The 12,668-nt window shown below is 72.1% G+C and carries 9 protein-coding genes and 1 tRNA gene; 8 read left to right on the forward strand and 2 right to left on the reverse strand.

Annotated elements, in window-relative coordinates; genetic code table 11:
* Positions 1-17: 17 nt before the first annotated feature.
* Entirely contained in the window at positions 18-2,339 is a 2,322-nt protein-coding gene (locus O3X23_RS05245) for a xanthine dehydrogenase family protein molybdopterin-binding subunit (protein WP_269269932.1), read from the forward strand.
* A 67-nt stretch (positions 2,340-2,406) separates the two neighbouring features.
* Here the strand turns inward: O3X23_RS05245 and O3X23_RS05250 are convergent.
* A tRNA-Cys gene (locus O3X23_RS05250) sits at positions 2,407-2,478 on the reverse strand.
* A gap of 215 nt (positions 2,479-2,693) precedes the next feature.
* Between O3X23_RS05250 and O3X23_RS05255 the strand changes: the two genes are divergently transcribed.
* The 4 genes from O3X23_RS05255 to O3X23_RS05270 all read left to right on the forward strand — a co-directional run bounded on the left by O3X23_RS05255 (position 2,694) and on the right by O3X23_RS05270 (position 6,639).
* Positions 2,694-4,091, forward strand: coding sequence for an MFS transporter (locus tag O3X23_RS05255; RefSeq protein WP_269269933.1), 1,398 nt, complete (start codon positions 2,694-2,696; stop codon positions 4,089-4,091).
* 30 nt (positions 4,092-4,121) lie between these two features.
* On the forward strand, positions 4,122-4,319 hold the full coding sequence (locus O3X23_RS05260) for a hypothetical protein (RefSeq protein WP_269269934.1): 198 nt from the start codon (positions 4,122-4,124) through the stop codon (positions 4,317-4,319).
* Positions 4,316-4,687, forward strand: a complete 372-nt coding sequence (locus O3X23_RS05265; protein WP_269269935.1) for a type II toxin-antitoxin system death-on-curing family toxin — start codon at positions 4,316-4,318, stop codon at positions 4,685-4,687. Before O3X23_RS05260 ends, O3X23_RS05265 begins: the two co-directional genes overlap by 4 nt.
* Before the next feature lie 161 nt (positions 4,688-4,848).
* Positions 4,849-6,639 carry a DEAD/DEAH box helicase gene (locus O3X23_RS05270; RefSeq protein ID WP_269269936.1) on the forward strand — a complete coding sequence of 597 codons (1,791 nt, stop codon included), beginning with the start codon at positions 4,849-4,851 and terminating at the stop codon, positions 6,637-6,639.
* Between the two features lie 86 nt (positions 6,640-6,725).
* Here O3X23_RS05270 and O3X23_RS05275 read toward each other — a convergent pair whose 3' ends face one another.
* Positions 6,726-7,256: a hypothetical protein gene (locus tag O3X23_RS05275; protein ID WP_269269937.1), complete on the reverse strand. Its 531-nt coding sequence runs from the start codon at positions 7,254-7,256 to the stop codon at positions 6,726-6,728.
* 471 nt (positions 7,257-7,727) lie between these two features.
* Between O3X23_RS05275 and O3X23_RS05280 the strand changes: the two genes are divergently transcribed.
* The 3 genes from O3X23_RS05280 to O3X23_RS05290 all read left to right on the forward strand — a co-directional run bounded on the left by O3X23_RS05280 (position 7,728) and on the right by O3X23_RS05290 (position 12,583).
* The gene (locus O3X23_RS05280) at positions 7,728-9,362 is read left to right on the forward strand and encodes a hypothetical protein (protein WP_269269938.1); all 1,635 of its coding nucleotides are present in this window, start codon (positions 7,728-7,730) and stop codon (positions 9,360-9,362) included.
* Between the two features lie 312 nt (positions 9,363-9,674).
* On the forward strand, positions 9,675-11,585 hold the full coding sequence (locus O3X23_RS05285) for a hypothetical protein (protein ID WP_269269939.1): 1,911 nt from the start codon (positions 9,675-9,677) through the stop codon (positions 11,583-11,585).
* A gap of 326 nt (positions 11,586-11,911) precedes the next feature.
* Positions 11,912-12,583, forward strand: coding sequence for an IclR family transcriptional regulator (locus O3X23_RS05290; RefSeq protein ID WP_269269940.1), 672 nt, complete (start codon positions 11,912-11,914; stop codon positions 12,581-12,583).
* The last annotated feature ends 85 nt before the right edge of the window (positions 12,584-12,668 follow it).

Raw genomic sequence — 12,668 nt, forward strand, 5'->3', positions numbered from 1 at the left:
AGCGAGAGGGCAGCGGCATGACTGGATCCGACGCGGCCACGGCGGCGCCCGCCCAGGCCGACCGGACGCCCGCGGCGCCCGAACCGGCGCTCCACGGGCTGGGCGTCTCCGTACGGCCCGTGGACACCCTCGCCAAGGCGCAGGGGACGTTCCCGTACGCGGCGGACCTGTGGGCCGAAGGGCTGCTGTGGGCCTCGGTGCTGCGCTCCCCGTACCCGCACGCGCGCATCGTCCGCATCGACACGTCGGAAGCCACCTCCATGCCCGGCGTGCGGGCCGTCGTCACGCACGAGGACGTGCCGGGCGACGCGATGCACGGCCGCCGCGTCGCCGACCGGCCGGTCTTCGCCAAGGACGTCGTGCGGCACCATGGCGAGCCGATCGCCGCCGTCGCCGCCGACCACCCCGACACCGCACGGCTGGCCGCCGCCGCGATCCTCGTCGAGTACGAGGTGCTGGAGCCGGTCACCGACCCGGAGAAGGCGTTCGCCGCCGAGCCGCTGCACCCCGACGGCAACCTGATCCGCCACATCCCGCTGAGCTTCGGCGACCCCGAGGTCGTCGGCGACGTCATCGGCGAAGGCCTCTACCGGATCGGCCGGCAGGACCCGGCGCCCATCGGCGCCGAGGCCGGCCTCGCCGTGCCGCGCCCGGACGGCGGCGTCGAGCTGTACGTGGCCTCCACCGACCCGCACACCGACCGGGACCTGGCCGCCGCCTGCTTCGGCCTGGAGGCCGACCGGGTCAAGGTCGTCGTCACGGGCGTGCCCGGCGCCATGGGCGACCGCGAGGACTCCGGCATCCAGCTGCCGCTCGGGCTGCTCGCGCTGAAGACCGGCTGCCCGGTGAAGTTCGTGGCCACCCGCGAGGAGTCCTTCCTCGGCCACTCCCACCGCCACCCCACCCTGCTGCGCTACCGGCACCACGCCGACACCGAGGGCCGGCTGGTCAAGGTCGAGGCGCAGGTGCTGCTCGACGCGGGCGCCTACGCCGACCACTCCTCGGAGGCGCTGGCCGCCGCCGTGGCGTTCGCCGCCGGCCCGTACGTCGTGCCGCACGTCTTCGTCGAGGGCTGGGCCGTCCGCACCAACAACCCGCCGTCGGGGCACGTGCGCGGCGAGGGGGCGCTCCAGGTCTGCGCCGGGTACGAGGGCCAGATGGACAAGCTCGCGGCGAAGCTGGGTCTCGACCCGGCCGAGCTGCGGATGCGCAACGTCATGGCCACCGGCGACCTGCTGCCCACCGGCCAGACCGTCACCTGCCCGGCGCCGGTCGGCGAGCTCCTGAAGGCGGTCCGCGACGCGGACCTGCCGCCGCTGCCCGTCGACGAGGAGGAGTCGCAGTGGCTGCTGCCCGGCGGCCCCGAGGGCGCCGGCGAACCGGGCGCGGTCCGGCGCGGGGTCGGCTACGCGATCGGCATGGTGCACATGCTCGGGGCGGAGGGCACCGACGAGGTCTCCACCGCGACCGTGCGGATCCACGACGGCCGGGCCACCGTCATCTGCGCCGCCGTCGAGACCGGCCAGGGCTTCACGACGCTCGCCCGGCAGATCGTCCAGGAGGTCCTCGGCGTCGAGGACGTCGGCGTCCTGGCCGCCGACACCGACCAGCCGCCGTCCGGGGCGGCCGCCCGCGGCCGGCACACGTGGGTGTCGGGCGGCGCGGTCGAGCGCGCGGCGAAGATGGTGCGCACGCAGCTGCTGCAGCCGCTCGCGGCGAAGTTCGGGATGTCCGTCGAGCTGCTCACCATCGCCGACGGGAAGATCACCTCGTACGACGGCGTGCTCAGCACGACCGTGGGCGAGGCGCTGGAGGGCAAGGAGCTGTGGGCCACCGCGCAGTGCCGCCCGCACCCCACCGACCGGCTGGACGAGACCGGCCAGGGCGACGCCTTCGTCGGCCTCGCCTTCTGCGCGGTCCGCGCGGTCGTGGACGTGGACATCGAGCTGGGCTCGGTGCGTGTCGTGGAGATGGCCGTCGCACAGGACGTCGGCCGGGTGCTGAACCCGCGCCAGGTCGCCGCCCGGATCGAGGCGGGCGTCACGCAGGGCGTCGGGCTGGCGCTCATGGAGGACCTGCGGGCCCCCCGCGGCATCATCAAGCGGCCGAACCTCACGGGCTACTCCCTGCCGACCGCGCTGGACGCCCCGGACGTGCGCATCGTCAAACTGGTCGAGGAGCGCGACGTCCTGGCGCCGTTCGGCGCCAAGGCGGTCAGCGCGGTCCCGGTGGTCGTCTCCCCGGCCGCCGTCGCCGCCGCCGTACGCGCCGCGACCGGCCGCCCCGTCAGCCGCCTCCCGATCCGCCCCCAGGCAGCGGTCGTCAAGCCGCAGTCCTGAGGCGGGTCCGGAGATGACGGAAGGGCCCGGCAGCGGTGTGCTGCCGGGCCCTTCGTCTTCTCCACGGAGGCCGTAGCGGGAATCGAACCCACGTGCCTCGCTTTGCAGGCGAGTCCCTAAACCACTCGGGCATACGGCCGTGTTGTTGACGTGATCGACGATAGGGCGCCACCCCCGGGGTCGGTCAACGGTCCCGGCGGCCCCGCAACAGGACTGCCACACGCCGTTCATGAACGACGTGCGGGCCGAGGTCGGGCGGACGCCGGGCGGACGCCGGGCCTAGGACCAACGGCCGAGCGGGAATCCGTCCGCAGGAAGGGGGTGCAGTGCGGCTGCGCCCCTTACTCTTGGCGGGTGACCACGGTAGAGACCCAGAGCAGCGCACCGGCCGCCCCGCCGGAATCCCCGGACTCCGACGGCGTCCTCGGGCGGCGCTACCGCGCGCTCACCCTCGGGATCGTCTCGGTGGTGCTGCTGATCGCCTTCGAGGCGAGCGCGGTGAACACCGCGATGCCGGTCGCGGGCCGCGCCCTCGACGGGCTGTCGCTCTACGCGTTCGCGTTCTCCGGGTACTTCACCGCCAGCCTGCTGTCGATGGTGGTCTCGGGGGAGTGGTGCGACCGCAAGGGCCCGCTCGTCCCGCTCTTCACCGGCATCGCCGCCTTCGCGACCGGGCTGCTGATCTCCGGCTGCGCGCAGGACATGTGGACGTTCATCGGCGGCCGCGCGGTCCAGGGCCTCGGCGGCGGGCTGGTGATCGTCGCGCTGTACGTCATCGTCGGCCGCGCCTACCCCGAGCGGCTGCGGCCCTCCGTGATGGCCTCGTTCTCCGCCGCCTGGGTGCTCCCGGTGATCATCGGACCGGTGGTCGCGGGAGCCGTCACCGAACACCTGGGCTGGCGCTGGGTCTTCCTGGCCATCCCGGTGCTGGTCCTGCTGCCGCTCGGGGTGATGCTGCCCGCGCTGCGGAAGCTGCCGCCGGAGGAGGGGACCGCGGCGCTGAACCGGCGGCGCATCGTCCTCGCGCTGGCCGTCGCGACGGGCGCCGGCCTGCTCCAGTACGCGGGCCAGGACCTGTCGCCGGTGATGCTCGTACCGGCCGCCGTGGGCGTCGCGCTGCTGGTCCCCGGCGTCCTGCGGCTGCTGCCGCGCGGAACGTTCCGGGCCGCGCGCGGACTGCCCTCCGTGATCCTGCTGCGGGGCATCGCCGCCGGATCGTTCATCGGCGCGGAGAGTTTCGTCCCGCTGATGCTGGTCACCGAGCGCGGCTATTCGGCCACCCTCGCCGGGCTCTCGCTCACCGGCGGCGGCCTGACGTGGGCGCTCGGCTCGTACGTGCAGAGCCGCCCGCGCCTGCAGCCGCACCGCGAGCGGCTGATCAGGGCCGGCATGCTCCTGATGGCCGCGGCCGTCGCGGGCCCCGCCCTCGCGCTCGCCCAGTCGGTGCCCGCGTGGATCGTCCACGTCTCCTGGATCGTCGGCGGCTTCGGCATGGGCCTGGTGATATCCAGCGCGAGCGTCCTGCTCCTGAAGCTCTCCCGCCCCGAGGAGGCCGGCACCAACTCCGCCTCGCTCCAGGTCTCCGACGCCCTCGGCAACATCGTCCTCGTCGGCGGCTCAGGAGTCCTCTTCACCACCCTGGGCGGCGGCTCGGGCCACCCGGCCGCCTTCGTGGCCGTCTTCCTCTCCATGGCCGCCGTAGCCCTCCTGGGCGTCCTGGTGGCGGGCCGGCTGACGCCGAAGGCGCCCTGACCGTATGGTACCGAGTGGTACCATACGGTCATGCCTGGACTGAACGTGCGTTTCACCGATGAGGAGCTGGAAGCCCTGCGTGAGCGGGCGGAGGCGGAGTCGACGAGCATGCAGGTCATAGCGCACGACGCGGTGGTGCGGGCGATCAGTGAGCGGGCGCGCCTCTTCGAGGCGGCGGCCGCGCATGTCCTGCAGGTGAGCGACGAGCTCAACCAGCGGCTCGCGTGACCTACTATCTGACGCTCCCCGAGCTCCTGGATCTCGCGAAGCGCCTCGGCGCCGACGAGGTGCGGGACTATGGGCTGCTGGAATCCGCACTCGCTCGCCCGAGGGCGACCGTCTTCGGCCAGGACGCCTACCCGGACATCTGGCACAAGGCCGGGGCCCTCATGGAGTCGCTGGCCCGCAACCATGCGCTCATCGACGGGAACAAGAGGATCGCCTGGTACGCGATCTGGGTCTTCCTGCAGCTGAACGGGCACACGCTGCGGGCGGACCTCGACGTGGATGAGGCCGAGACCTTCGTGCTGAACGTATGTCAGGGCATGCTCGACGTGGACAAGATCGCCGAGACCCTGCCGCGCTTCAGCGGCTGAAGAGCCGGTCCCGCCGACGCCCAGTGACGGAAGCCCGGTCGTGAGGCACGGCGGTGGGGAGCCGGGGGGACGGGGGGTGGCGCGGGTACGCTTATGCGCTTGACGCTGTTGACGCCGGCCCCCGCCGCTGCCCCTGCCCCTTCCGACCCGCCCCGGAGACCGTGACTACCACCGCCGCCAGTGCCTCCCACCACCTCTCACCGGCCTTCCCCGGCCGTGCCCCCTGGGGCACCGCCGGAAAGCTGCGCGCCTGGCAGCAGGCGGCGCTCGACGAGTACATGCGGCTGCAGCCGCGTGACTTCCTCGCCGTGGCGACCCCCGGCGCCGGGAAGACCACGTTCGCGCTGACGCTCGCGTCGTACCTGCTCCACAACCACCTGGTGCAGCAGATCACCGTGGTCGCGCCGACCGAGCACCTCAAGAAGCAGTGGGCGGAGGCGGCGGCCCGGATAGGGATCCGGCTCGATCCGGACTACAGCGCGGGACCCGTCAGCAAGGAGTACCACGGGGTCGCGGTGACGTACGCGGGTGTCGGGGTGCGGCCGATGCTGCACCGCAACCGCTGCGAGCAGCGCAAGACCCTGGTGATCCTGGACGAGATCCACCACGCCGGTGACTCCAAGTCCTGGGGCGAGGCGTGCTCCGAGGCGTTCGACCCGGCGGTCCGGCGGCTCGCGCTGACCGGTACGCCGTTCCGCTCGGACACCAACCCGATCCCGTTCGTGGCGTACGAGGAGGGCAACGACGGCATCCGCCGCAGCTCCGCCGACTACACCTACGGCTACGGGAACGCGCTCGCGGACGGCGTCGTCCGCCCGGTGATATTCCTCTCCTACAGCGGCAACATGCGGTGGCGCACCAAGGCGGGCGACGAGATCGCCGCGCGGCTCGGCGAGCCGATGACCAGGGACGCGATCGGGCAGGCGTGGCGCACCGCGCTGGCGCCGACCGGCGAGTGGATCCCCGCCGTGCTGAAGGCGGCCGATCAGCGGCTCACCGAGGTCCGCAGGAGCATCCCGGACGCGGGCGGGCTGGTGATCGCGACCGACCAGGAGTCCGCGCGCGCCTACGCGAAGATCCTCAAGGACATCAGCGGCCACAAGGTGACCGTCGTGCTCTCCGACGAGAAGGCCGCGTCCAAGCGCATCGACGCCTTCACGCACTCCGACGACCGCTGGATGGTCGCGGTGCGCATGGTGTCCGAGGGCGTGGACGTGCCGCGGCTGGCGGTGGGCGTCTACGCGACGACGATCTCCACGCCGCTGTTCTTCGCGCAGGCCGTGGGCCGTTTCGTACGGTCCCGCAGGCGCGGCGAGACCGCGTCCGTCTTCGTGCCGACCATCCCGATGCTGCTCGACTTCGCCAACGAGATGGAGGTCGAGCGGGACCACGTCCTCGACAAGCCGAAGAAGGCGGGCGAGGAGGAGAACCCCTTCGCCGAGGAGGACCAGCTCCTGGCCGACGCCGAGAAGCTGGAGGACGAGGAGACCGAGGAGCAGCTGCCCTTCGAGGCGCTGGAGTCCGACGCCGTCTTCGACCGGGTGCTGTACGACGGCGCCGAGTTCGGGATGCAGGCGCACCCGGGGAGCGAGGAGGAGCAGGACTACCTCGGCATCCCGGGACTCCTGGAGCCGGACCAGGTGCAGATGCTGCTGCAGAAGCGGCAGACCCGGCAGATCGCGCACAGCCGGCAGAAGCCCGCCGACCAGGCGGACCTCATCGAGCTGCCGGCCGAGCGGCGCCCCATCGTCACGCACAAGCAGCTGCTGGAGCTGCGCAAGTCGCTCAACACGCTGGTGTCGGCGTACACCCACCAGAGCGGCAAGCCGCACGGCGTCATCCACAACGAGCTGCGCCGGGTGTGCGGCGGGCCGCCGAGCGCCGAGGCGACGGCCGGGCAGCTCAACGAGCGGATCAAGAAGGTCCGCGAGTGGGCCACGAAGATGCGCTGACGGCACGGTACGGAGCGGGGTTCCCGGAAGGCGCGCCTTCCGGGAACCCGACGTGCTGGTGCGGAACCGCTCTCACCCGGCTGCTGTCACCAGGTGAAGGCCGACGACTGGGTCGTCGTCGCCGTGCAGTAGACCGTCGCCACGGTGGGCGACGAGGTCACGATCTTCAGTGACCAGTTGGTGGCGCTGGGAGCCCCGCCCAGCACCAGTGAGTTGGTGGTGTTGCCGGCCGCGATGGTGCCCGAACTCAGCGACAGCGGGCCGAGGGTGATCGGGTTGCCGCCGGACATCGCCGGATTGAGCTTCGCGGAGAACTGCACCTCGCTGGTGACGCCGCCGGCGGTCTTGCTCGCCTTGAGCGTCGTCGTGATGCTGTTCGGGTTGGCGCTGGAGCCGACCGGCATGGTGATGGCGGTGGAGGTGAGCTTGATCTTCTTGACACCGGCGGTGTCGGTGGCCGTCAGGGTGCCGAGACCGGTGCCCCACGTACCGCAGTTGTAGGTGGCGGTCGCGGTGGCCGGTGCCACGGCGAACGACGAGGTGGACAGGGCGAGGGTCGCCGTGACCGCCCCGACCGTGCCGAGAACGGCCAGGCCGAGAAGTCTGGAACGTGCCATGTGGTGGTGCTCCTTCCGGTGGGTGGAGCGCCGGGCGCATGCCGAATTTCCGGTTTGCCAACCAGAGAAGTATCACCGGGCATAACGTCCGTCGCTGTTCCGCCGCCCCTCGACAGGGGTGCGCGGTGCCGGGCCCGGCATACTGAGTCGTAGTGAAACCATGATCTCCGAAACAGTCAACACACATGCAGGACAATTTCTCGGCGGCGAGAATCCGCACGATTGATCCGTGGGGCCGGAAGAACGTTTCGGAAGATTTTTTCGGTGATCGGTCCGAGTGCAACTCAACCGGTTTTCAAGATTCCGTCGATCCGCTGCTTTGCTTCTCTTGACTTCTTCGGTCCTGGACCTCTCAATGTCCTGAATCATTCGACCGAGCCATCGCCGCTCCGAACACCCGGGGCCCTCCCGGCGTCACGCCGTGCCGCCTTCGGCGAGGCCGGGGCGGTGGCCGCCGCCATGAGGAGTCAGGTGTCCCGACAACGAAGATGCGCACCGCGCCGGTTGGCCGCGGGCGCGGCCGGCCTCGCGCTGGTGCTGACCGGCGGGGGAGCGGCCGGAGCCCTGATCGCGTCGTCCTCAGGAACGGTCAGCCCGGTCGTGCACTGCGTGCTGCCGCTCGGCCAGGGCGAGGCCACCGGGCCGCAGGACATGACCGTGGAACTCAGCCCGTCCACCGTCCTCCCCGGCGGCAAGGTGCACGCCAGGGTGACGCTCGGACCGGGCCCGGCCATCAGCCCGATCTCCATCACCCAGGTGCCCACCACACCCAACCTCGACCTGGCCATGTCCGGCGGCGCCACCGGCACCGTCACCGTCACGGGACCCGAGGTGCCGGTGGACGTGGAGGCCGGTAAACCCACGGTCGTCCCGCCGTTCGAGGGCGACTTCTTCGTCCCGCAGAACGCGTCGGGCCCGGTCGACTTCACCCCCCTGCGCAACCTCACCAGGACCAAGGTCCTCGGCGGTACCTACGAGACCCCCTGCGACGTCGTCAGCGGCAGCGGCAGCATCGGCGTGGTCGACGTCCAGGGCTCCGGCGGCACGCCGGCCACCCTCGGCGCGCCCGCCGAAGCGGTCCGGCCCAACACCGCGGTGAAGCTGACCGGCGCGGGGTGGACGACGGGCGGCACCGCCGTCGCGTCGCTGTGCGCCGCCGGCGGCACCGGCTGCGACCCGGCGAAGTTCGCGTCCAGCGCGCTGACCATCGACTCCTACGGCACGCTGGCCGGGACGGCGACCCTGGCGCCGGCCACCGACGTCCCGGACGGCGACTACCTGGTCAAGGTCAACGACGGGACGAAGGAGGCCACCGCGCCGCTGAAGGTCAAGGCCGTGGCGGCGGGCGAGCGGGAGTTCACGCTGTCGAGCGGCAGTGGGCCGGTCGGCAGCGTCATCACCATCACCGGCCGGAACTACCGGCCCGACCAGTGGATCAACATCGTCGGTCTCGACGCCGACGGCGCGACCCTGGACGACACCGCCGTCTACCCGCAGAGCACTCCCGACGGCACGTTCTCCACGGAGTTCACCGTCAGCGATCCCACCCTGGTCGCGATCCGGGCCGACGAGGGCGGCGACCCGGCGACCGTCAGGACGCAGCCGTTCACCGTCACCACCGGCGGCGGGGGCGGCGGCAGCACCGGCGATCAGACGCTGCGGACATCGGTGGTCCCGGGACTGCTGTCGATGACCCAGGCAGGCGACACCGTCCAGTTCGGGTCGGTGCAGCTCGACGGCGACCCGCACACGTTGCACAGCGCGCTGAACAAGGTCACGGTGCACGACGCCCGGGGCGTCAACACGGGCTGGTCGCTGACCGGCACGATGACCGCCTTCACCAGCGTCTCCGGAGCCACCATTCCGGCCGCCGCGGTCGGCTGGGTGCCGGTGTGCGCGGCCCAGCCGGGCAGCGTCGGCACGCCGGTGGCGGGCTCGCCCGCCCAGCTGGGCGCCGAGGCCGCGACGCTGTGCGGTCTCACGCCGGACGGTTCCCGGCCGTTCACCGGCGGGAACTTCGACGCCGACGCGGGTCTCACGCTCCAGGTTCCGGGAATGGCCAGTCCGGGCGACTACAGCGCCACGCTCACGCTGACGCTGTTGTGAACCGATCACAGAACCGCTCGCGTCACCGTTCGCAGAATTGATCGTTCCGTTCGGCCTCCGGCCGGTACCCGCCACCCCGGGTGCCGGCCGGAGTGCATTCCCGATATTTGATCTGACGTGTCATCAGGTACTGTGCGGGCGTCTATTGACTTATGAAGGGCGCGCCCTCTCAATGTGCCGTGCATTAGCGGAATGACACCCCCGGATCCTGTTTCCAAGAATGGGAGTCAAGTGTTCTTGCTACCAAGACCATTGGCACATCGATTGTTGTCGGGTTCAGTGGCACTTGCCCTCGCCCTGACCGGAGCCGGATTGGCCCTCGCACCTGCCGCCCACGCCGGGACGATCACCCCGACGGTGCACTGCACGCTGCCGGCCGGGCAGGGCGAGGCGACCGGGCCGCAGACCATGACCGTCGACCTCACCCCGTCCGTCGTCGATCCCGGCGGCAGCGTGCACGCGAAGGTCACCCTCGGCGGATCCCCCGCCACCAGCGGTATCTCCTTGAGCGATGTGCCGACGACCCCCAGCATCGACCTCGCCATGTCCGGCGGCGCGACCGGCACCGTCACCGTCCGCGGGCCCGAGATCACCATGGACGTCCCCGCCAACACACCCATCCTGATCCCGCCCTACGAGGGCGACTTCCTCATCCCCGTCAACGCGGCCGGGCCGATCACGTTCAGCGTGGTCCGCACCCTCACCCAGACCAAGGTGCTCGGCGGGACCTACCAGACCCCCTGCGACGTCACGGCCAACGGCGGCAGCGTCGGCACGGTGACCGCCCAGGGCACCGCCGGAGTCCCCGCCACCCTCCACGCGCCCACCGGCGCCGTCCGCCCCAGCACCCCGGTGGCGCTCACCGGTGACCTGTGGACGCCCGGCGGCACCCCCGTCCCGTCGCTGTGCGATGCCTCCGGCGGCGGCTGCGACCCGTCGAAGTTCGCCTCCAGCACCCTGGCGATCGGTGCGAACAAACAGCTGACGGGCTCCGCGACGCTCGCCGACGCCAACGCGGTGCCGGACGGCGGATACCTCGTCAAGGTCAACGACGGGACCAAGGAGGCCACCGCGCCGCTGACCGTCAAGGCCTTCGTGCCCACCGGGCCGCGGGCGTTCACCCTCTCGCAGAGCCAGGGCCCGGTCGGCAGCGTCATCACCGTCTCCGGCAGCAACTACCGCCAGGACCAGTGGATCAACACGGTCGGTCTCGACGCCGCCGGACAGACCCTGGACGACACCGCGGTCTACGTACAGACCAGCGCCGACGGCACCTTCTCGGTGGACTTCACCGTCAGCGACCCGACGCTGGTGGCGGTGCGGACCGACGAGGCCGGCGACCCCGCCACCACCCTCACCCGGCCGTTCACCGTCGTGGCGGCCTCCGCCACGCTCACCACGGGCGCCGCCAAGGTCAAGCCCGGCGGGACCGTCGCCGTCTCCGGGACCGGCTGGCCGGCCGGCGCCGCCGCGACCGCCTCGCTCTGCGCCGCCGACGGCACCGGCTGCGCCGCGAGCCGCATCTCCGCGAAGTCCCTGACGATCGCGGCCGACGGAACCCTGCACGGAACGGTCACCGTCGCGTCCGCGGTCGCTCCGGCCACCTATCTGCTCAGGGTCGAAGCGGGCGGGGTCTCGCAGACCGCCGCACTGACGGTGGCGAAGTACTACATCGTCCTCAGCCCGTCCAGCGGCCCCAAGGGCACCCGGGTGACGGTCGTCGGCCAGGGCTTCGCCCCGGTCTGCACGGTGGTGATCTCCGGGCTGAAGGCGAACGGGTCGCAGACCTCCGACATCCCCAAGACCAAGGTCGTCGGCCTCGACGGCGCGTTCTCCCAGACCTTCACGGTCAAGGACGCCGCCACGGTCGCCCTCCAGGTCAAGGAGGTACTGGTCAATCCGCGGGTCGCGGTGGCTGCCTTCACCGTCGACGACAGCATCCCGCCGCCCTCCGCGGGCTTCGCGCTCTCCCCGGACTCGGGCCCGCTGGGCACTGTGGTCCAGGTCACGGGGCAGGGCTTCGCGCCGGTCGCCACGGTGGCGGTGACCGGACGCCGGGCGGACGGTTCGCAGACCTCCGACGGCTCCGTCATCCGCGTCATCGGCCTGGACGGCGGCTACGCGCTCAACTTCACCGTGCACGACCGGACCACCGTCGCCCTCAAGGCCTGTGAGGTGCTGGTGGACGGCAGGACCGTGCAACGGGCCTTCACCGTGACCTGACCCGGGGGAGCGGAGAGGCGGGAGAACGGCAGGCGGAAGGAACCACAGGCGGCGCGGCCCCGGAACCGGGATCGCGCCGCCTCCGTCATAGGTGCGTGACCCCGCGGAGCGGGCGGGGACGTCCCGCGGCGTGACCGGATTGTGGACGACCCCTTCCGCTGAGCGGTACTCCCTCGCTACCGTGCCCGTCACGCACGCGCCGTGGCAGAGCAGCCGCGGAGCGCAGCCGGTACCACCGCGACCGGCGGCCTCTCCGCGCGCTGCCGCGGGACCGGCAGTGCGTACCGCCGTGAGATGAGCCGCCACTCATATGAGGAGGGGGCGTCGTGACCGCGGAGACATCTCAGACGCTCGACAGAGGACTGCGGGTCCTCAAGCTATTGGCCGACACCGACCACGGGCTCACCGTTACCGAGCTCGCCACCAAGCTGGGGGTCAACCGCACCGTCGTCTACCGCCTGCTGGCCACCCTGGAGCAGCACGCGCTGGTACGGCGTGACCTCGGCGGGCGGGCCCGCGTCGGGCTCGGCGTGCTGGGGCTCGCCCACCAGGTGCACCCCCTCCTGCGGGAGGCGGCGCTGCCGGCCCTGAGGTCACTCGCCGAGGACATCGGGGCCACCGCGCACCTGACCCTCGTCGACGGCACCGAGGCGCTGGCCGTGGCGGTGGTCGAACCGACCTGGACCGACTACCACGTCGCCTACCGCACCGGTTTCCGGCATCCGCTGGACCGGGGCGCGGCGGGCCGGGCCATCCTGGCCGGCCGCGGCGTCCTGCCGCACGCGCCCGGGCAGGAGGCGAGCGGCACCGAGCCGGTCCGCTACGTCCTCACCCACGGCGAACTCGAGGCCGGCGCCAGCGGCGCCGCCGCCCCGCTCATCGGGGTGACCGGGATAGAGGGCAGCGTGGGCGTGGTGATGCTCGCCGAGGCGGTGCCCGAACGGGTGGGACCCAGGGTGGTGGAGGCGGCCACGGAGGTCGCCGACGCCCTGCGCTAGGGCACGGAGCCGGTGATCGGCGGGCGGGGCACCCGGCCGGGGTGCCCCCCCCCCCCCCCCCCGGCCCCCCCCCCCCCCCCCCCCC

This window comes from Streptomyces sp. H39-S7 (genome assembly GCF_027158205.1).
Lineage (GTDB): Bacteria > Actinomycetota > Actinomycetes > Streptomycetales > Streptomycetaceae > Actinacidiphila.